General features: G+C 42.8%; 9 protein-coding genes, 20 tRNA genes and 3 rRNA genes. 31 read left to right on the plus strand and 1 reads right to left on the minus strand.

Going from position 1 to position 20,470, the window contains the following annotated elements:
• Positions 1–11 precede the first annotated feature (11 nt).
• The 28 genes from FQT67_RS00140 to FQT67_RS00275 all read left to right on the plus strand — a co-directional run bounded on the left by FQT67_RS00140 (position 12) and on the right by FQT67_RS00275 (position 12,509).
• Positions 12–85: transfer RNA gene (locus FQT67_RS00140), tRNA-Arg, on the plus strand.
• 6 nt (positions 86–91) lie between these two features.
• Positions 92–165, plus strand: a tRNA-Pro gene (locus FQT67_RS00145).
• A gap of 124 nt (positions 166–289) precedes the next feature.
• Positions 290–1,838, plus strand: a 16S ribosomal RNA gene (locus FQT67_RS00150).
• Between the two features lie 53 nt (positions 1,839–1,891).
• Positions 1,892–1,964: transfer RNA gene (locus FQT67_RS00155), tRNA-Ala, on the plus strand.
• A gap of 161 nt (positions 1,965–2,125) precedes the next feature.
• Positions 2,126–5,028 (plus strand): 23S ribosomal RNA (locus tag FQT67_RS00160).
• Positions 5,029–5,121: 93 nt separating this feature from the next.
• Positions 5,122–5,237: ribosomal RNA gene (gene rrf, locus FQT67_RS00165) — 5S ribosomal RNA — on the plus strand.
• The 16S, 23S and 5S rRNA genes sit together here with 20 tRNA genes alongside, the layout of an rRNA operon.
• 16 nt (positions 5,238–5,253) lie before the next feature.
• Positions 5,254–5,326 (plus strand) — tRNA-Val (locus tag FQT67_RS00170).
• A 19-nt stretch (positions 5,327–5,345) separates the two neighbouring features.
• Positions 5,346–5,418: transfer RNA gene (locus FQT67_RS00175), tRNA-Asp, on the plus strand.
• A gap of 31 nt (positions 5,419–5,449) precedes the next feature.
• Positions 5,450–5,522, plus strand: a tRNA-Lys gene (locus FQT67_RS00180).
• 5 nt (positions 5,523–5,527) lie between these two features.
• Positions 5,528–5,609 (plus strand) — tRNA-Leu (locus FQT67_RS00185).
• A gap of 10 nt (positions 5,610–5,619) precedes the next feature.
• A tRNA-Thr gene (locus FQT67_RS00190) sits at positions 5,620–5,692 on the plus strand.
• An 11-nt stretch (positions 5,693–5,703) separates the two neighbouring features.
• Positions 5,704–5,775: transfer RNA gene (locus tag FQT67_RS00195), tRNA-Gly, on the plus strand.
• 8 nt (positions 5,776–5,783) lie between these two features.
• Positions 5,784–5,868, plus strand: a tRNA-Leu gene (locus FQT67_RS00200).
• A gap of 15 nt (positions 5,869–5,883) precedes the next feature.
• A tRNA-Arg gene (locus FQT67_RS00205) sits at positions 5,884–5,957 on the plus strand.
• 6 nt (positions 5,958–5,963) lie between these two features.
• Positions 5,964–6,037 (plus strand) — tRNA-Pro (locus FQT67_RS00210).
• A 5-nt stretch (positions 6,038–6,042) separates the two neighbouring features.
• Positions 6,043–6,116: transfer RNA gene (locus FQT67_RS00215), tRNA-Met, on the plus strand.
• Between the two features lie 20 nt (positions 6,117–6,136).
• Positions 6,137–6,210 (plus strand) — tRNA-Ile (locus FQT67_RS00220).
• A 12-nt stretch (positions 6,211–6,222) separates the two neighbouring features.
• Positions 6,223–6,312 (plus strand) — tRNA-Ser (locus FQT67_RS00225).
• 9 nt (positions 6,313–6,321) lie between these two features.
• A tRNA-Met gene (locus FQT67_RS00230) sits at positions 6,322–6,395 on the plus strand.
• A 17-nt stretch (positions 6,396–6,412) separates the two neighbouring features.
• Positions 6,413–6,485 (plus strand) — tRNA-Phe (locus tag FQT67_RS00235).
• 9 nt (positions 6,486–6,494) lie between these two features.
• Positions 6,495–6,565 (plus strand) — tRNA-Gly (locus tag FQT67_RS00240).
• Between the two features lie 26 nt (positions 6,566–6,591).
• Positions 6,592–6,665 (plus strand) — tRNA-Ile (locus tag FQT67_RS00245).
• 7 nt (positions 6,666–6,672) lie between these two features.
• Positions 6,673–6,760, plus strand: a tRNA-Ser gene (locus FQT67_RS00250).
• A gap of 1,092 nt (positions 6,761–7,852) precedes the next feature.
• A complete protein-coding gene (locus tag FQT67_RS00255; protein ID WP_046177573.1) occupies positions 7,853–9,055 on the plus strand; it encodes a CHAP domain-containing protein in 1,203 nt (400 codons plus the stop codon).
• A 153-nt stretch (positions 9,056–9,208) separates the two neighbouring features.
• Positions 9,209–10,171, plus strand: a complete 963-nt coding sequence (locus FQT67_RS00260) for a ribose-phosphate diphosphokinase (protein WP_003049033.1) — start codon at positions 9,209–9,211, stop codon at positions 10,169–10,171.
• A gap of 224 nt (positions 10,172–10,395) precedes the next feature.
• Positions 10,396–11,160 carry a DNA repair protein RecO gene (gene recO, locus FQT67_RS00265; protein WP_012766408.1) on the plus strand — a complete coding sequence of 255 codons (765 nt, stop codon included), beginning with the start codon at positions 10,396–10,398 and terminating at the stop codon, positions 11,158–11,160.
• 106 nt (positions 11,161–11,266) lie between these two features.
• The gene (gene plsX / locus FQT67_RS00270) at positions 11,267–12,274 is read left to right on the plus strand and encodes a phosphate acyltransferase PlsX (RefSeq protein WP_015016512.1); all 1,008 of its coding nucleotides are present in this window, start codon (positions 11,267–11,269) and stop codon (positions 12,272–12,274) included.
• Positions 12,267–12,509 carry a phosphopantetheine-binding protein gene (locus FQT67_RS00275; RefSeq protein WP_003062587.1) on the plus strand — a complete coding sequence of 81 codons (243 nt, stop codon included), beginning with the start codon at positions 12,267–12,269 and terminating at the stop codon, positions 12,507–12,509. Before plsX ends, FQT67_RS00275 begins: the two co-directional genes overlap by 8 nt.
• 33 nt (positions 12,510–12,542) lie before the next feature.
• On the opposite strand, the gene FQT67_RS00280 is transcribed toward FQT67_RS00275, so the two are convergent.
• A complete protein-coding gene (locus tag FQT67_RS00280) occupies positions 12,543–13,964 on the minus strand; it encodes an IS1182 family transposase (RefSeq protein ID WP_143936352.1) in 1,422 nt (473 codons plus the stop codon).
• A gap of 211 nt (positions 13,965–14,175) precedes the next feature.
• Here FQT67_RS00280 and purC point away from each other — a divergent pair, with 211 nt between their 5' ends.
• From purC to purF, 3 genes are all read left to right on the plus strand, one after another.
• Positions 14,176–14,886 carry a phosphoribosylaminoimidazolesuccinocarboxamide synthase gene (purC, locus tag FQT67_RS00285; RefSeq protein ID WP_012766410.1) on the plus strand — a complete coding sequence of 237 codons (711 nt, stop codon included), beginning with the start codon at positions 14,176–14,178 and terminating at the stop codon, positions 14,884–14,886.
• A gap of 208 nt (positions 14,887–15,094) precedes the next feature.
• Positions 15,095–18,820, plus strand: coding sequence for a phosphoribosylformylglycinamidine synthase (locus FQT67_RS00290; protein WP_143936353.1), 3,726 nt, complete (start codon positions 15,095–15,097; stop codon positions 18,818–18,820).
• A 118-nt stretch (positions 18,821–18,938) separates the two neighbouring features.
• Positions 18,939–20,390: an amidophosphoribosyltransferase gene (purF, locus tag FQT67_RS00295; RefSeq protein WP_046177524.1), complete on the plus strand. Its 1,452-nt coding sequence runs from the start codon at positions 18,939–18,941 to the stop codon at positions 20,388–20,390.
• Positions 20,391–20,470: the final 80 nt, after the last annotated feature.

Below are 20,470 nucleotides of genomic sequence, written 5' to 3' on the forward strand. Positions count from 1 at the left end.
TTTAATATAGAGCACCCTTAGCTCAACTGGATAGAGTACCTGACTACGAATCAGGCGGTTAGAGGTTCGACTCCTCTAGGGTGCATCAGTTCGGGAAGTAGCTCAGCTTGGTAGAGTACTTGGTTTGGGACCAAGGTGTCGCAGGTTCGAATCCTGTCTTCCCGATTGAAAGACCTTTGAGAACTGAATAAGACGAACCAAATGTGAGGGTGATATGGAGACATATTACCCGTCAAAAACGAGAAATAAATCTGTCAGCGACAGAAAGAACGAGTAAGTTCAAACACATCTTAATGAGAGTTTGATCCTGGCTCAGGACGAACGCTGGCGGCGTGCCTAATACATGCAAGTAGAACGCTGAGGACTGGTGCTTGCACCGGTCCAAGGAGTTGCGAACGGGTGAGTAACGCGTAGGTAACCTACCTCATAGCGGGGGATAACTATTGGAAACGATAGCTAATACCGCATAAAAGTGTTTAACCCATGTTAAACATTTAAAAGGTGCAACTGCATCACTATGAGATGGACCTGCGTTGTATTAGCTAGTTGGTGAGGTAACGGCTCACCAAGGCGACGATACATAGCCGACCTGAGAGGGTGATCGGCCACACTGGGACTGAGACACGGCCCAGACTCCTACGGGAGGCAGCAGTAGGGAATCTTCGGCAATGGACGGAAGTCTGACCGAGCAACGCCGCGTGAGTGAAGAAGGTTTTCGGATCGTAAAGCTCTGTTGTTAGAGAAGAATGATGGTGGGAGTGGAAAATCCACCATGTGACGGTAACTAACCAGAAAGGGACGGCTAACTACGTGCCAGCAGCCGCGGTAATACGTAGGTCCCGAGCGTTGTCCGGATTTATTGGGCGTAAAGCGAGCGCAGGCGGTTCTTTAAGTCTGAAGTTAAAGGCAGTGGCTCAACCATTGTACGCTTTGGAAACTGGAGAACTTGAGTGCAGAAGGGGAGAGTGGAATTCCATGTGTAGCGGTGAAATGCGTAGATATATGGAGGAACACCGGTGGCGAAAGCGGCTCTCTGGTCTGTAACTGACGCTGAGGCTCGAAAGCGTGGGGAGCAAACAGGATTAGATACCCTGGTAGTCCACGCCGTAAACGATGAGTGCTAGGTGTTAGGCCCTTTCCGGGGCTTAGTGCCGGAGCTAACGCATTAAGCACTCCGCCTGGGGAGTACGACCGCAAGGTTGAAACTCAAAGGAATTGACGGGGGCCCGCACAAGCGGTGGAGCATGTGGTTTAATTCGAAGCAACGCGAAGAACCTTACCAGGTCTTGACATCCTCCTGACCGGTCTAGAGATAGGCTTTCCCTTCGGGGCAGGAGTGACAGGTGGTGCATGGTTGTCGTCAGCTCGTGTCGTGAGATGTTGGGTTAAGTCCCGCAACGAGCGCAACCCCTATTGTTAGTTGCCATCATTAAGTTGGGCACTCTAGCGAGACTGCCGGTAATAAACCGGAGGAAGGTGGGGATGACGTCAAATCATCATGCCCCTTATGACCTGGGCTACACACGTGCTACAATGGTTGGTACAACGAGTCGCAAGCCGGTGACGGCAAGCTAATCTCTTAAAGCCAATCTCAGTTCGGATTGTAGGCTGCAACTCGCCTACATGAAGTCGGAATCGCTAGTAATCGCGGATCAGCACGCCGCGGTGAATACGTTCCCGGGCCTTGTACACACCGCCCGTCACACCACGAGAGTTTGTAACACCCGAAGTCGGTGAGGTAACCTATTAGGAGCCAGCCGCCTAAGGTGGGATAGATGATTGGGGTGAAGTCGTAACAAGGTAGCCGTATCGGAAGGTGCGGCTGGATCACCTCCTTTCTAAGGAAATGGAACACGTTAGGGTCGTCTTATTTAGTTTTGAGAGGTCTTGTGGGGCCTTAGCTCAGCTGGGAGAGCGCCTGCTTTGCACGCAGGAGGTCAGCGGTTCGATCCCGCTAGGCTCCATTAGGATAGAGATATCCTAGAAACTGTCCATTGAAAATTGAATATCTATATCAAATTCCACGATCAAGAAATTGATTGTACGAATAGTAACAAGAAAATAAACCGAAAACGCTGTGAATAATCAAGAGTTTTTCTAGTTAAGATATACTAGTAAAAGATAAGGTTAAGTTAATAAGGGCGCACGGTGGATGCCTTGGCACTAGAAGCCGAAGAAGGACGTGACTAACGACGAAATGCTTTGGGGAGCTGTAAGTAAGCGCTGATCCAGAGATGTCCGAATGGGGGAACCCACTAGCTACTGGCTAGTATCCATAACTGTTAAGGTTATGAGAAGGAAGACGCAGTGAACTGAAACATCTAAGTAGCTGCAGGAAGAGAAAGCAAACGCGATTGCCTTAGTAGCGGCGAGCGAAACGGCAGGAGGGCAAACCGAGAAGTTTACTTCTCGGGGTTGTAGGACTGCGACGTGGGACTTTAAAAGGATAGAAGAATTACCTGGGAAGGTAAGCCAAAGAGAGTAATAGCCTCGTATTTAAAATTCTTTTGAGCCCTAGCAGTATCCTGAGTACGGCGAGACACGCGAAATCTCGTTGGAATCTGGGAGGACCATCTCCCAACCCTAAATACTCTCTAGTGACCGATAGTGAACCAGTACCGTGAGGGAAAGGTGAAAAGCACCCCGTGAGGGGAGTGAAATAGAACCTGAAACCGTGTGCCTACAACAAGTTCGAGCCCGTTAATGGGTGAGAGCGTGCCTTTTGTAGAATGAACCGGCGAGTTACGATATGATGCGAGGTTAAGTTGAAGAGACGGAGCCGCAGGGAAACCGAGTCTTAATAGGGCGACTTAGTATCATGTTGTAGACCCGAAACCATGTGACCTACCCATGAGCAGGTTGAAGGTGCGGTAAGACGCACTGGAGGACCGAACCAGGGCACGTTGAAAAGTGCTTGGATGACTTGTGGGTAGCGGAGAAATTCCAAACGAACTTGGAGATAGCTGGTTCTCTCCGAAATAGCTTTAGGGCTAGCGTCGATGTTAAGTCTCTTGGAGGTAGAGCACTGTTTGGGTGAGGGGTCCATCTCGGATTACCAATCTCAGATAAACTCCGAATGCCAACGAGATATAATCGGCAGTCAGACTGCGAGTGCTAAGATCCGTAGTCGAAAGGGAAACAGCCCAGACCACCAGCTAAGGTCCCAAAATATATGTTAAGTGGAAAAGGATGTGGGGTTGCACAGACAACTAGGATGTTAGCTTAGAAGCAGCTATTCATTCAAAGAGTGCGTAATAGCTCACTAGTCGAGTGACCCTGCGCCGAAAATGTACCGGGGCTAAAACATATTACCGAAGCTGTGGATGACACGTTAGTGTCATGGTAGGAGAGCGTTCTATGTGTGAAGAAGGTGTACCGTGAGGAGCGCTGGAACGCATAGAAGTGAGAATGCCGGTATGAGTAGCGAAAGACAGGTGAGAATCCTGTCCACCGTAAGACTAAGGTTTCCAGGGGAAGGCTCGTCCGCCCTGGGTTAGTCGGGACCTAAGGAGAGACCGAAAGGTGTATCCGATGGCCAACAGGTTGATATTCCTGTACTAGAGTATAAAGTGATGGAGGGACGCAGTAGGCTAACTAAAGCAGGCGATTGGAAGAGCCTGTCTAAGCAGTGAGGTGTAAGATGAGTCAAATGCTTATCTTTATAACATTGAGCTGTGATGGGGAGCGAAGTTAAGTAGCGAAGTTAGTGACGTCACACTGCCAAGAAAAGCTTCTAGCGTTTAATTATACTCTACCCGTACCGCAAACCGACACAGGTAGTCGAGGCGAGTAGCCTCAGGTGATCGAGAGAACTCTCGTTAAGGAACTCGGCAAAATGACCCCGTAACTTCGGGAGAAGGGGTGCTGACTTAGGTCAGCCGCAGTGAATAGGCCCAAGCAACTGTTTATCAAAAACACAGCTCTCTGCTAAATCGTAAGATGATGTATAGGGGGTGACGCCTGCCCGGTGCTGGAAGGTTAAGAGGAGGGTTTAGCGTAAGCGAAGATCTGAATTGAAGCCCCAGTAAACGGCGGCCGTAACTATAACGGTCCTAAGGTAGCGAAATTCCTTGTCGGGTAAGTTCCGACCCGCACGAAAGGCGTAATGATTTGGGCACTGTCTCAACGAGAGACTCGGTGAAATTTTAGTACCTGTGAAGATGCAGGTTACCCGCGACAGGACGGAAAGACCCCATGGAGCTTTACTGCAGTTTGATATTGAGTATCTGTACCACATGTACAGGATAGGTAGGAGCCATTGAAGTCGGGACGCCAGTTTCGACGGAGGCGTTGTTGGGATACTACCCTTGTGTTATGGCTACTCTAACCCGGATAGGTTATCCCTATCGGAGACAGTGTCTGACGGGCAGTTTGACTGGGGCGGTCGCCTCCTAAAAGGTAACGGAGGCGCCCAAAGGTTCCCTCAGATTGGTTGGAAATCAATCGCAGAGTGTAAAGGTATAAGGGAGCTTGACTGCGAGAGCTACAACTCGAGCAGGGACGAAAGTCGGGCTTAGTGATCCGGTGGTTCCGTATGGAAGGGCCATCGCTCAACGGATAAAAGCTACCCTGGGGATAACAGGCTTATCTCCCCCAAGAGTTCACATCGACGGGGAGGTTTGGCACCTCGATGTCGGCTCGTCGCATCCTGGGGCTGTAGTCGGTCCCAAGGGTTGGGCTGTTCGCCCATTAAAGCGGCACGCGAGCTGGGTTCAGAACGTCGTGAGACAGTTCGGTCCCTATCCGTCGCGGGCGTAGGAAATTTGAGAGGATCTGCTCCTAGTACGAGAGGACCAGAGTGGACTTACCGCTGGTGTACCAGTTGTCTTGCCAAAGGCATCGCTGGGTAGCTATGTAGGGAAGGGATAAGCGCTGAAAGCATCTAAGTGCGAAGCCCCCCTCAAGATGAGATTTCCCATGATTTTATATCAGTAAGAGCCCTGAGAGATGATCAGGTAGATAGGTTAGAAGTGGAAGTGTAGTGATACATGAAGCGGACTAATACTAATAGCTCGAGGACTTATCCGAAGAAAGAGATTGACAAGCGTAGAAGGTTCTTGTTAGAATATAGGTATTCAATTTTGAGTGGACAGTCCTTATGAGAATAAGGAGGTTCAAAAGTTAAGTGACGATAGCCTAGGAGATACACCTGTACCCATGCCGAACACAGTAGTTAAGCCCTAGAACGCCTGAAGTAGTTGGGGGTTGCCCCCTGTTAGATACGGTAGTCGCTTAGCTTAGAGGCCACTCAATGGGAGTTTAGCTCAGCTGGGAGAGCATCTGCCTTACAAGCAGAGGGTCAGCGGTTCGATCCCGTTAACTCCCATAGTATTTGAAAAGATACAGGTCCCGTAGTGTAGCGGTTATCACGTCGCCCTGTCACGGCGAAGATCGCGGGTTCGATTCCCGTCGGGACCGTTCAAAGAGTAGTCATATTTTTTGAAGGAAAGACTCGTTAGCTCAGTTGGTAGAGCAATTGACTTTTAATCAATGGGTCACTGGTTCGAGCCCAGTACGGGTCATAGAAGCGGGTTTGGCGGAATTGGCAGACGCACCAGATTTAGGATCTGGCGCTTAACGGCGTGGGGGTTCAAGTCCCTTAACCCGCATAAAAGATTAGCCGGCTTAGCTCAGTTGGTAGAGCATCTGATTTGTAATCAGAGGGTCGCGTGTTCAAGTCATGTAGCCGGCATAAAAAAAGTTGCGAACGTAGTTCAGTGGTAGAACACCACCTTGCCAAGGTGGGGGTCGCGGGTTCGAATCCCGTCGTTCGCTTTTGAGGAGCCGGGGTGGCGGAACTGGCAGACGCACAGGACTTAAAATCCTGCGATGGTTTACATCGTACCGGTTCGATTCCGGTCCTCGGCATTAATTTAATATAGAGCACCCTTAGCTCAACTGGATAGAGTACCTGACTACGAATCAGGCGGTTAGAGGTTCGACTCCTCTAGGGTGCATCAGTTCGGGAAGTAGCTCAGCTTGGTAGAGTACTTGGTTTGGGACCAAGGTGTCGCAGGTTCGAATCCTGTCTTCCCGATTGATGGCGGTGTAGCTCAGCTGGCTAGAGCGTCCGGTTCATACCCGGGAGGTCGGGGGTTCGATCCCCTTCGCCGCTATTGTTTTTATGGATGACTTGGGACCTTTAGCTCAACTGGTTAGAGCACTCGGCTCATAACCGAGCGGTCGTAGGTTCGAGTCCTACAAGGTCCATATATTATATTTGGAGGATTACCCAAGTCCGGCTGAAGGGAACGGTCTTGAAAACCGTCAGGCGTGTAAAAGCGTGCGTGGGTTCGAATCCCACATCCTCCTTATAACTATCGCGGGATGGAGCAGTTAGGTAGCTCGTCGGGCTCATAACCCGAAGGTCGTAGGTTCAAATCCTGCTCCCGCAATACATATAAATGTAGTTGGCTCGGTAGCTCAGTTGGTAGAGCAATGGATTGAAGCTCCATGTGTCGGCGGTTCGATTCCGTCTCGCGCCATATTATATCGCGGGTGTAGTTTAGTGGTAAAACTACAGCCTTCCAAGCTGTTGTCGCGAGTTCGATTCTCGTCACCCGCTTTATAGTTTTTCCCAAGCTATGGCTTGGGCGCGTAGCTCAGGTGGTTAGAGCGCACGCCTGATAAGCGTGAGGTCGGTGGTTCGAGTCCACTCGTGCCCATTTATTTGGAGAATTACTCAAGAGGCTGAAGAGGACGGTTTGCTAAATCGTTAGGTCGGGTAACTGGCGCAAGGGTTCGAATCCCTTATTCTCCGTTGGTTAGACAAGGTTATCTTTATGGTAACTTTGTTTTTTTATATAGAATTTTCCTAGCTCATTATCAGCTGTAGTGGGTTCTTATAGCTAAGTATTATGAGGAGCGAAAATGGTCTCCTCTTTTGCAATACTCAAAACGAGGAAGGTACAAAGTTTTCAAAATTTCGATATCCAGAAGACTCCTATTTGATGAGTTTATTCATTTCTATGAGCTAAGTTAGTTCTTTAATGATCTTAGTGGTAGAAATGTTGTAGGGAATAAGATACGATAGAACTTCGTGTGTTAGTCTAATGACATTGTTATGTATGGAAAAGTAAGGAGTAATCTTGAATATCTTATCAAGAGTCTCTCTAGGGGTTAGGATTTCTCTAAATATTCTAAAATAAAATCTGAAAGTTCTAGGGTAAAATGGATTAAGTGATAGTTACCTGTTCATTTTTGAATAAGTTTCGAGGAGTATATTTGAGATCCTGATTCATGTAATGAACAATTTGGAAATGATCAAAATGATTTGGAATATAGGAGGAGCGTTTGAATGATGGGGGTATCGGGTACAATTAGAGTGACTGTTTTGATTTTATAGTTCAGGTGTTCTTTATATGGATTTGTTTGTATGCTCCAAAAGGCTAATAATCACTACGATCGTTTTACCCAGTACAGAAATTAGAGAGATGGATTTCTTTGAGGAGTACATAAGTTACTTGTAAATGATTTCAACCATCTCTTTGTTGTGAGGGGGAATGAAGTAATCGGTTATACTACTAAAGGACTATAACCTTATTTTGTTATTAACATGTGGATAAGTTTACTAATTGTAGTTTCTATCTGTGGATAAGAAAAACATAACCTTAGTAAGTCTGATAAAGAGAGAATAATGCTTTACATACAATTGGTAATAGTTTGAATCTGATAACACTTCAGAAATACGCTTTATTAGTTGGGAGAGGTTTTTGACTTTCCATGTCTCCTAATAAATAAGAAGGGAATTTAGTAATTATTACATATAACTGTAACAATTGCGTAACATTAAATGCTTGTTTTTTTGGTAAAATATAAGATGTCTTATCGAAAAAGGAGTAATTTTTTAATTATGAAAAAAAGAATTTTATCAGCCGTTCTTGTAAGTGGTGTAACCCTTGGAACAGCTACTGTAGTTAGCGCGGATAATTTTGATGCCAAAATCTCTGATGCTAACTCAAGAATCTCAGCCTTAACTGCAGAACAGCAATCTGCTCAGAATCAAGTTAATGCATTACAGGCACAAGTTAGTTCATTACAATCTGAACAAGATAAATTAACAGCAAAAAATTCAGAACTTGAAGAACTTTCAAAAGGATTCGAACAAGAAATTCAATCTCTTACAAGCCAAATTATTGCTCGTAACGAAAAACTGAAAAATCAAGCGCGTAGCGCTTATAAGAATAATGAAACATCTAGTTACATCAATGCGCTTTTAAATTCTAATTCAATTTCTGACGTGGTTACTCGTTTAGTTGCTATTAACAAAGCAGTCTCTGCTAATGCTAAAATGCTAGAGCAACAAAAAGCTGATAAAGCTTTACTTGAAGAAAAACAAGCAGCTAACCAAGAAGCTATTAATACAATTGCTGCAAATATGACAGCCATTAAAGAAAATCAAAATGCTTTGCGTATACAACAAGCAGATTTAGAAGTTGCTAAAGTCAATTTAGCCATTCAATTGGCTTCTGCTGAAGATGAAAAAGCAAGTTTACTTAATCAACAGGCGGCAGCGCAACAAGCAGCAGTAGAAGCTTTAGCAGCACAACAAGTAGCACAAGCTAAAGCTCGAGAGGAAGCAGCGCAACAAGCAGCGTCTGTTGAGGAAGCAAAAGCGGCAATCGTTGCACCAGCAGCTATGGTAGCTGAAAGCCCAGTAACTCCTGCTCCAGCTTCAATTACAGCACCTTCTGCAACACCAGTAGCATCTGTAGCAAGACCACAAGTTTCATATAGTTCTGTTAATAATTACCCAGTAGGACAATGTACATGGGGTGCGAAATCATTAGCTCCATGGGCAGGAAACAATTGGGGTAACGGTGGACAATGGGCTGCAAGCGCTCAAGCAGCGGGGTACTCTGTAGGAACTACACCTATGGTAGGAGCTATTGCGGTTTGGAATGATGGCGGTTATGGTCACGTCGCAGTAGTTGTTGAAGTTCAAAGTTCATCAAATATTCGAGTGATGGAATCAAACTACAGTGGTAAACAGTATATTGCTGACCACCGTGGCTGGTTTAACCCATCTGGAGTCGTATTTATCTACCCACATTAATGATCGTTTAGGTTAGAATAGTTCTGTTCTAACCTTTTTTATTTCTTTTCAAAAATAAAGGGAAGAAGTTTTGTGAGTTGCCTTTTTAATTTCATTTGATAAATACCTTAAAAAACGTTAAAATAGTATAGGATTAAAACTTTGGAGGAAAAAATGTCTTATTCTGATTTAAAATTGTTTGCCTTATCGTCAAACAAGGAATTAGCAGAAAAAGTTGCGTCTGCAATGGGGATTCAACTTGGGAAGTCTACTGTACGTCAGTTTTCAGATGGTGAAATTCAAGTAAATATTGAAGAATCAATTCGTGGTCATCATGTCTTTATTTTGCAATCAACTAGTTCGCCAGTCAATGACAACTTGATGGAAATCTTGATTATGGTTGATGCATTGAAACGAGCTAGTGCAGAGAAAATTTCAGTTGTGATGCCTTACTACGGCTATGCACGCCAAGATCGTAAAGCACGTTCTCGTGAACCGATTACTTCTAAATTAGTTGCTAATATGTTAGAAGTTGCTGGTGTAGATCGCTTATTAACGGTTGATTTGCATGCTGCTCAAATTCAAGGGTTCTTTGATATTCCAGTTGACCACTTGATGGGTGCACCTTTAATTGCAGACTATTTTGATCGTCATGGTTTAGTGGGTGAAGATGTTGTCGTTGTCAGTCCTGACCATGGTGGTGTGACTCGTGCGCGTAAGTTAGCACAATTCCTCCAAACACCAATTGCAATTATTGATAAGCGTCGTAGTGTGGATAAGATGAACACCAGTGAAGTGATGAATATTATCGGTAATGTTGAAGGTAAGAAATGTATCTTGATTGATGATATGATTGATACCGCAGGGACTATTTGCCATGCAGCAGATGCCCTTGCTGAAGCGGGTGCAACAGCTGTGTATGCGTCATGTACGCATCCAGTTCTTTCTGGGCCAGCACTTGATAATATTCAACGTTCGGCTATCGAAAAACTAATTGTTCTTGATACTATTTATCTGCCAGAAGAACGTCTCATTGATAAAATTGAACAAATCTCGATTGCTGATTTGGTTGCGGAAGCTATTATTCGTATTCATGAAAAACGTCCATTATCACCTTTATTTGAAATGGGGAAATAATTTGATAAAGCTTGAGACCTTATGTCTCAGGCTTTTTAGGTCTCTTTCTTATTACTAGTTAAGTTTATTTGTTTTAAGGGGACTATTCTTCCTTGATATGAGAGGTTTTAAGCAAGACTAGTGAGGTAATGTTAGTCATGCAATTTTCTGAATTTTTGGGTATAATAAGAGCTGTATTTAATGCTCTGAGTGGGCTAAAGTTGAGAAAAGATGTGGCGAGGAATATGCAGTTAAACGAGTCATTGGGAATTGTTCTTTTTAATAGGAATTATCGAGAAGATGATAAATTGGTCAAGATATTCACAGAGACAGCAGGCAAACGTATGTTTTTCGTGAAACATATTAGTCGTTCTAAACTTTCTTCCGTCATTCAACCTTTAACGGCTGCTGACTTTATATTTAAGTTGAACGAATCAGGTCTTTCTTATATTGACGACTACAATCATGTGGATACTTATCAACAGATTAATCAGGACCTTTTTCGACTTTCCTATGCAAGTTATGTAGTGGCTTTGGCAGATGCCGCTATTTCAGATAATGAGCCAGATCCTCACCTCTTTGCCTTTCTGAAAAAGACACTTGATTTAATGGAAGAGGGGTTGGATTACGAGGTTTTGACCAACATTTTTGAAATCCAAGTTTTAGAGCGTTTTGGGATTAGAATAAACTTTCATGACTGTGTTTTTTGTCATCGTGTCGGTTTACCATTTGATTTTTCACATCACTATTCGGGTGTGCTGTGCCCTGAACATTATCATAAAGATGACTACCGGAATCATCTAGATCCTAATGTCATCTATTTACTAGACCGTTTTCAAACCATTCAGTTTGATGAATTGAGAACCATTTCTTTAAATGATGAGATGAAAAGAAAACTTCGTTATTTTATTGATGAATTGTATCATGACTATGTAGGAATCAAGTTAAAAAGTAAAACGTTTATTGATGATTTAGCTAAATGGGGCGATATTATGAAACCAAAGGACTAGCTAAGTCTTTTTTGGTCCTAAATGGGAAATGTCCTTAGATTGTGCTATAATAATGACGTTATGATAAGTGATATCAAAAAGATGAAATGAAATCAAAGGAGCAAAAATGAAGAAAATTGCAATAGATGCTATGGGCGGAGACAACGCTCCTAAAGCCATCATTGAAGGTGTGAATCAGGCAATAGAAACTTTTCCAGATATTGATATTCAACTTTATGGAGATCAAGCTCAAATTGAGGCTTACCTTGTTCCCTCTGATCGAGTCTCTATTATCCATACTGATGAGAAAATTTATTCAGAAGATGAGCCTGCAAAAGCCATTCGTCGAAAAAAGAATGCGTCAATGGTTTTAGCAGCTAAGGCTGTTAAAGAAGGAGAAGTAGATGCCATTCTTTCAGCAGGAAATACAGGTGCCCTTTTAGCCGCGGGTTTATTTATTGTGGGGCGTATCAAAGGTGTTGATCGTCCAGGGTTATTATCAACTATTCCCACCACAGATGGTAAAGGTTTTGATATGTTAGACCTTGGCGCCAATGCTGAAAATACAGCAGCACATTTGCATCAATATGCGATTTTGGGTTCTTTTTACGCGAAGAATGTTCGAGGTGTTCATAAGCCTCGTGTTGGTTTGTTAAACAATGGAACAGAGGCCACTAAGGGGGATTCGCTTCGGAAGGAAACTTATAACCTTTTGGCTGCAGATCCTAATTTAACCTTTGTAGGGAATGTGGAAGCGCGTGATTTGATGTCAGGTGTTGCAGATGTTGTAGTCGCAGATGGTTTCACAGGAAACGCAGTTTTGAAAGCCATAGAGGGAACTGCGATTAGTATTATGGGACAACTCAAAGAGGCTATTAAATCGGGTGGTCTGAAAGCAAAAATAGGAGCCCTTCTCTTGAAAGATAGCCTTTATGACATGAAGAATTCTTTAGATTATTCTAGTGCTGGTGGAGCGGTTTTATTTGGTTTAAAGGCACCTGTTGTGAAATCCCATGGTTCAAGCGATGCTAAGGCTATCTTTTCAACGATTAAACAAGTACGCACTATGCTAGAGACACAGGTTGTTGGGCAATTGGTGGAAGAATTTGCCAAGGAGATTGAAACAAATGACTAGAGAAGCTATTTTAGAGAGATTGATTGCATTAATCCAAAAACAAAGGAGTCATCTAGAACTCACTATTACAGAGCAAACAAGTCTAAAAGATGATTTAGCTGTTGACTCTATTGAATTGGTGGAATTTGTGATTAATATTGAAGATGGATTTCATATCGCTATTCCAGATGAAGATGTTGATGGGATGAAGTCTATGGGAGATATGTTAGATTATTTGGTCAACCGTTTGACCTAGGGTGATATTAGAGTAGACAAAGAGCGCAAGCTCTCAGATTGAAGACAAACATCGATTGGTGTTTGTCTTTTTTAGTGTTTTTAGATAAAAATGGCTGTTTCCGTGCTTAAACCACCTCATCTGAACAAAATAAAAAGGCTCTCCCGCCATCCTTTTGACCAGTTTTTTGAGATTTAAGCATGCCAAAGTCAGTCCAACCTTATCTTCCATTTTGGACTTGCCTTTCTCTCTCGTATAGCGGAGATTGTGGTATTCCTTGGCTGTGCCAAACAGTCGTTCAATCGTCTCTTTCCGATGCTGGTAGAGCTCCTTCATCCCCCTTTGATGACGAATGTCCTCGCACTGTTCCAAATAGTCTTTCCAAATATGCCGTGTGACAACTTTTTGGTGGTTCTTATTGGTCGTACATACAGATAACAGGGGACAATTGGCACAAATTGCAGGGTCACTTTTGTATTCTCGGTAGCCTTCTCTGGTCGTAGTGCGGTAGGTCAAGGCTTGATGTTCAGGGCAGATGACACAATCAAAGTGCTCATCATAAATCAATTCTTTCGGACGTAGAAGGTCTTTCTTTCCTCTTGGTCGTGTGTAAGGAAGGACAGGAGTGATCTCCTTATCAATCAGAAACTTGGCAATGCTAGGAATGTTATAGCCGGAATCCGCAATAATAAACTGTGGTTTCAAGGGTTCAAGCTTGGCAAAAAGTGCAGGAAAAGCCTGACTATCATGGATATTGCCAGCCTCAACACTATAAGCAAGCGCCCATCCATACTTGTCACAAGCCACCTGAGCAGAATAAGCGAAGACTTCCTTATGATCACCTTTGTGAAACCAGCCACTTTCTGGATCGGTTGTGGAGATTTTCTTAGCGACGGGCCCTAGCTCTTTGGCGGGCCCTAGCGGCTTTTTTCCATGCTTCTCCCTATCCCGATTGATTTCGATTTCTAGCTGTTCACTCATGAACTTGGCTTGTTTTTCCACCTCTCGGTTGATGAACTTGCGATTATTAGCCGCAGCCTTAATATGAGTCCCATCTATGAAAATCTCCGTCGGGTCAATCAAGCCTTTTTCTTGAAAGCGACGGGAATAATTTTTGCCATAGGTTGTGACATGTGGCACCTTGTCATCCAAAGTCAAACCTAAAAACCAGCGATAGGCAGTATTCACTTCAATATCCTTGATGGTCTGACGCATGGAACGAATGCCATAAAAGCACTGAATCAGAGGGATTTTAACCAACATGACAGGATCAAGGCTAGGGCGACCATTATCAGACGAATAGGTGTCTTCTACTAGGTCATAGATGAAGTCGAAGTCAATCACAGCTTCCACTTGGCGCAGGAAATGTTCATCAGGCACTAACTGGTCAAGGGTATAGAAACCGTACTGATTGCGGTTATAATCAGGTTTTTTCTTTGTGTAACATAGGAGAACCTCACAAGTCCTTTTTCTTATATTATACTCCTAAATATCATGAAAAGCCCCTAGAAAAGTGATTCTAAGGACTTTGTCTTCAGTCTGAAGAGCGCAAGCTCTTTTTTATTTTTACTTCTCTTTATAAAAAACGAACATTAAAAACAAGTTCACTTATAAACGTAAATAAATGCTTGAATAATATTTTTTGTTGTGTTATTCTTAAATAAAAAAATGACGAAAGACGAATATTATGGAAACTAACCAACTTATTTATTCAGGTAAAGCCAAAGACCTCTATGCTACGGAAGATGAGCACATGATTTTATCTGTTTATAAGGATCAGGCAACGATGCTAAATGGAGCCCGGAAGGAGACTATTAACGGAAAGGGACGCCTAAATAATGCTATTTCTTCTTTAATTTTTGAAAAGTTAAACACTGTTGGGATAAACACACATTTTGTGAAACGCTTGTCAGAAACCGAACAATTAGTCAAAAAAGTGACTATTATTCCTTTAGAAGTAGTGCTTCGCAATGTCGCTGCAGGCTCTTTTTCTAAGCGGTTTGGTATTGAAGAGGGAGTGGTTTTAGAGACACCTATTATTGAATTCTACTACAAAAAAGATGAGTTGGATGATCCTTTTCTTAATGAAGAGCATATTAGCTTGCTAAAAATTGCTAGTGAGGAAGATATCGCTGATATCAAACAAGAAACACGTCGTATTAATGCTTATCTTAAGACTTGGTTTGAACAAGTTGGTCTTCGATTAGTTGACTTTAAACTAGAGTTTGGCTTTGATAAGGATGGTCATATTCTGCTAGCTGATGAATTTTCACCAGATAATTGTCGTCTTTGGGATGAAGATGGGCATCATATGGACAAGGATGTCTTTCGAAGGGATTTAGGTAGTCTGACAGCTGTTTATGAGGTTGTTTTAGAGAAGTTAAAAGAGCTGGATTAAGACAAACGTAATGAGAAAATGAAAGGAAATTGAACCCGTCCGGCAAGCGATAGGGAAAACGCGTGAATAAGTCAGAGGCGTCGTCATAGACGTCTGAACGTTCTTTGAAAGTTCTAGTCGCCCTGACGGGGGTGCGTCAACGGAATCAAAGATTTCGGACTTACCACCATTTTTCAGACGCTTGCTGGTCGGACTTGGTATCATAATTATGGACAAACGTATTTTCGTTGAGAAGAAGGCTAATTTTCAGATTAAGGCTGAGTCGTTGGTAAAGGAACTGACGCATAATTTGCAGTTATCGACGTTGAAAACACTTCGTATGATTCAAGTTTATGATGTGTTTGGATTAACCGCTGCTTTGTTTCCACGTGCAGAGAAACACATCTTTTCTGAACAGGTTACCGATTGTATCTTGCCTGAGGAAACTATTAACACAGAGCTGACTAATGCCGCTTTTTTTGCAATTGAGAGTTTGCCAGGACAGTTTGATCAAAGAGCAGCATCTTCTCAAGAAGCTTTATTATTGTTAGGGGCTCCCAATGATGTGATGGTTAACACGGCTCAACTATATTTGGTCAATAAAGACATTTTAGAAACAGAGCTTGAAGCTATAAAACGTTATCTTCTCAATCCAGTTGATTCTCGATTTAAAGATATAACAAGAGGCATTGAGCGACATGACTTTTCTGAGTCGGACAAGGTTATCCCAACCTTGGATTTCTTTGAGACTTACACGTCAAATGAGTTTAAGATTTATAAGGCAGAGCAGGGCTTGGCAATGGAGGTTGATGACCTTGTTTTCATTCAAGAGTACTTTAAATCAATTGGCCGTGTACCGACAGAAACAGAGTTAAGAGTTTTGGACACTTATTGGTCCGATCACTGTCGTCATACCACTTTTGAAACAGAATTAAAACATATTGATTTTTCCGCTTCTAAATTTCAAAAACAACTACAAGCGACTTACGATAAATATATCGCTATGCGTGAAGAATTGGGACGTTCTGATAAGCCACAGACGCTTATGGATATGGCGACAATTTTCGGTCGCTATGAGCGTGCGAATGGGCGTTTGGATGATATGGAAGTGTCTGATGAAATCAATGCTTGTTCCGTTGAGATTGACGTGGATGTTGATGGTGTTAAAGAGCCATGGCTCTTGATGTTTAAAAATGAGACACACAATCATCCAACAGAAATCGAACCTTTTGGTGGAGCAGCGACTTGTATTGGTGGAGCCATTCGTGATCCATTATCAGGGCGATCATACGTTTATCAAGCGATGCGTATTTCAGGTGCTGGAGACATTACAACACCTATTTCTGATACTCGCGCTGGAAAACTCCCTCAGCAAGTCATTTCAAAAACAGCAGCGCACGGCTATTCTTCATACGGAAACCAAATTGGTCTTGCTACAACTTATGTTAAGGAATACTTCCACCCAGGATTTGTCGCAAAACGTATGGAATTGGGAGCCGTTGTTGGTGCAGCACCTAAAGGAAATGTGATTCGTGAAAAACCAGAAGCTGGTGATGTTGTTATTCTTCTAGGTGGGAAAACAGGTCGTGATGGTATCGGTGGAGCAACGGGTTCCTCTAAAGTACAGACCGTTGAGTCTGTGGAAACGGCTGGTGCTGAAGTCCAAAAAGGGAATGCTATCGAAGAACGGAAAATTCAGCGTCTCTTCCGTAATGGTGAAGTAACACGCCTGATTAAGAAATCAAATGACTTTGGCGCAGGTGGTGTTTGTGTAGCTATTGGGGAATTGGCTGATGGTTTAGTAATTGATTTAAACAAAGTACCACTCAAATACCAAGGGTTAAATGGAACAGAGATTGCTATTTCAGAGTCCCAAGAGCGGATGGCGGTTGTCGTTCGTTCTAAAGATGCTGAGGAGTTTATTACTAAGTGTTCCAAAGAAAATATTAAGGCTGTTACTGTAGCAACGGTTACTGAAAAGCCAAATCTAGTCATGACTTGGAATGGCCAAACTATCGTTGACATTGAACGTTCTTTCTTAGATACCAATGGTGTTCGTGTCGTTGTTGATGCAAAGGTAGTTGACAAGGCTGTCAACTTGCCTGAAAGTCGCATAACATCGGTAGAAACGCTTGAAAAAGATACACTTACTGTGCTTTCAAATCTTAATCATGCTTCTCAGAAAGGTCTTCAAACCCTTTTTGATTCTTCTGTTGGTCGTTCAACAGTTAATCATCCCATCGGGGGTCGTTACCAACTTACCCCAAGCGAGGCTTCTGTCCAAAAACTACCTGTTCAAAATGGTGTCACCACAACAGCCTCAGTTATCGCTCAAGGGTACAATCCCTACATTGCTGAGTGGTCACCATATCATGGTGCAGCTTATGCTGTAATTGAGGCCACAGCACGATTGGTGGCATCTGGTGCTAACTGGTCTAAAGCACGTTTCTCTTATCAAGAGTATTTCGAGCGCATGGATAAACAGGCAGAGCGCTTTGGCCAACCCGTTTCAGCACTACTTGGTTCTATTGAAACCCAAATTCAACTTGGTCTACCATCCATTGGTGGCAAGGATTCCATGTCTGGAACATTTGAGGAATTGACAGTACCACCAACCTTGGTTGCTTTTGGTGTTACAACTGCACACACACAAGACGTTTTATCTCCGGAATTTAAAGTCGCAGGTGAGACTATTTACTATCTTCCTGGTCAAACTATTTCTGAAGAGATTGATTTTGACCTCATAAAAGCCAATTTTAGTAACTTTGAAAGTATTCAAGCTAACCATACGATTAGTTCTGCATCAGCTATAAAATATGGGGGTATTATAGAGAGTTTGGCTCTAGCTAGTTTTGGTAATCATATTGGAGCATCTGTAACCTTGACAGAGCTTGACAATAGCTTGACAGGACAACTTGGTGGCTTTATATTTACTTCAGCTGAAGAAATCTCAGGTGTAACCAAAATTGGAAAAACACATGCGGACTTTACAGTTACTGTCAACGGAGTTATTCTTTCGGGTGCCAAGTTGCTGACAGCTTTTGAAGGCAAATTGGAAGATATTTATCCATCTACTTTTAGTCAAAGTCAAGATATAGAAGACGTTCCTGTTGTCGTTTCTGATGCAGTTATCACGACTCAAAAAATAATTGACAAACCATTGGTTTATATTCCGGTGTTTCCTGGTACAAACTCTGAATATGACTCAGCTAAGGCTTTTGAACAGGCGGGAGCAGAGGTTCATTTGGTCCCGTTTGTGACCTTGAATGAAGTGGCTATTGCACAGTCGGTTGACACAATGGTTGACAATATCAGTAAGGCCAATATTATCTTCTTTGCTGGTGGATTTTCAGCAGCGGATGAGCCAGATGGTTCTGCCAAATTCATCGTCAACATCCTACTCAATCAAAAGGTCCGCTCTGCTATTGATAATTTTATTGAAAAAGGTGGACTTATCATAGGTATCTGTAATGGTTTTCAAGCTCTTGTTAAATCTGGACTCTTACCTTATGGCAATTTTGAAAATGTCAAGGAGAGTTCTCCAACTCTCTTCTACAATGATGCTAACCAGCATGTGGCTAAGATGGTCGAGACGCGCATTGCAAATACTAATTCACCATGGCTTTCGGGTGTGGAAGTTGGCGATGTGCATGTGATTCCAGTTTCACATGGTGAAGGGAAGTTTGTTGTCTCTGCAGAGGAATTCGCAGAGTTGCGCGATAATGGTCAAATTTTTAGTCAATACGTAGATTTTGATAGTCATCCAAGTATGGATAGTCGCTACAATCCAAATGGATCGGTTAATGCTATCGAAGGAATTACCAGCAAAAATGGTCAAATTATTGGTAAGATGGGGCACTCAGAACGTTGGGAAGAAGGCCTTTTCCAAAATATTCCAGGGAATAAAGACCAAAAACTCTTTGAATCCGCAGTCCGTTATTTTACTGGTAAGTAAGGTTGCGAACAAGGAGAGCGCGATTCACGGGTGTCATTCTCAAATCATGGTGTTTTAAAAAAGAGTAATAGTGACTTTGGATTTAAAGAGCATTGCTAAAAGAAATTAGGAAAAACAAATGTACGAAGTAAAATCTCTTAATGAAGAATGTGGTGTCTTCGGAATATGGGGACATCCTCAAGCAGCTCAGGTAACCTATTTTGGGCTTCATAGTCTTCAGCATCGAGGTCAAGAAGGTGCCGGTATTATCTCAAATGATGAAGGTAACCTACATCAACACCGAGCCACTGGCCTTTTATCGGATGTTTTTAAAAATCAGAATGACTTGACTAAGTTGACAGGTCATGCAGCAATTGGGCATGTTCGTTATGCCACGGCAGGATCTGCTTCTATTAATAATATTCAACCCTTCTTGTACCAGTTTACAGATGCTCAATTTGGGTTATGTCACAATGGTAATTTAACCAATGCGATTTCCTTAAAGAAAGAACTAGAGAGAGAAGGAGCTATTTTCAATGCTTCGTCAGACACTGAAATTCTGATGCATTTGGTCCGCCGTAGCCACCAGTCTGACTTTATTGGAAAAGTTAAAGAAGCTCTTAATACGGTAAAAGGTGGTTTTGCCTACCTACTTATGACAGAAAAGCAATTAATTGCTGCCCTCGATCCAAATGGTTTTAGACCGCTGTCTATTGGTAAAATGAAAAATGGGGCTTGGGTAGTTTCCTCGGAAACCTGTGCTTTTGAAGTGATTGGAGCTGAATGGATTCGAGATGTGAAGCCGGGAGAATTGATTGTCATTGATGATTCGGGCATTACCTACCATCAGTATACGACGGATACTCAACTAGCCATTTGTTCCATGGAATATGTTTATTTTGCACGTCCAGATTCTACTATTTATGGTGTCAATGTTCATACGGCGCGTAAGGAGATGGGAAAAAGGCTAGCGCAGGAATTTCAACATGAAGCTGATATAGTGGTTGGAGTGCCCAACTCATCACTATCAGCGGCTATGGGCTTTGCTGAAGAATCTGGGTTGCCAAATGAAATGGGTTTGGTCAAAAATCAATACACCCAACGAACCTTCATTCAACCGACACAGGACTTGCGAGAACAGGGTGTTCGCATGAAGTTATCAGCAGTGTCAGGTGTGGTAAAAGGAAAACGTGTGGTAATGGTGGATGATTCTATTGTCAGAGGAACAACGTCACGCCGTATTGTTAGTTTGCTCCGTGAAGCGGGAGCCACTGAAGTTCATGTGGCAATTGGTAGTCCCGAACTGAAATATCCTTGTTTTTATGGTATTGACATCCAAACAAGAAGGGAATTAATTTCTGCTAATCATACAGGCGAAGAAGTATGTGACATTATTGGAGCAGATAGTTTAACCTATCTTTCTCTAGATGCCATGATTGACGCTATAGGCCTTGAAACGGATGCTCCAAAAGGTGGGCTCTGTGTGGCTTATTTTGACGGGGAATACCCAACACCTTTGTATGATTATGAAGACGAGTATTTACGAAGTTTAGAAGAACAAACTAGTTTTTATATTGAGAAAGTGAAATAACTGCATACAGGAGCAGATTTCAACAGTTAATCAGTAAATTTGTTAATGACAATAGTTGCTTCCTAAGCCATATAAGAAAT

The organism is Streptococcus sp. NCTC 11567 (assembly GCF_902141215.1).
In the GTDB taxonomy this organism is placed as follows: Bacteria; Bacillota; Bacilli; order Lactobacillales; family Streptococcaceae; genus Streptococcus; species Streptococcus dysgalactiae.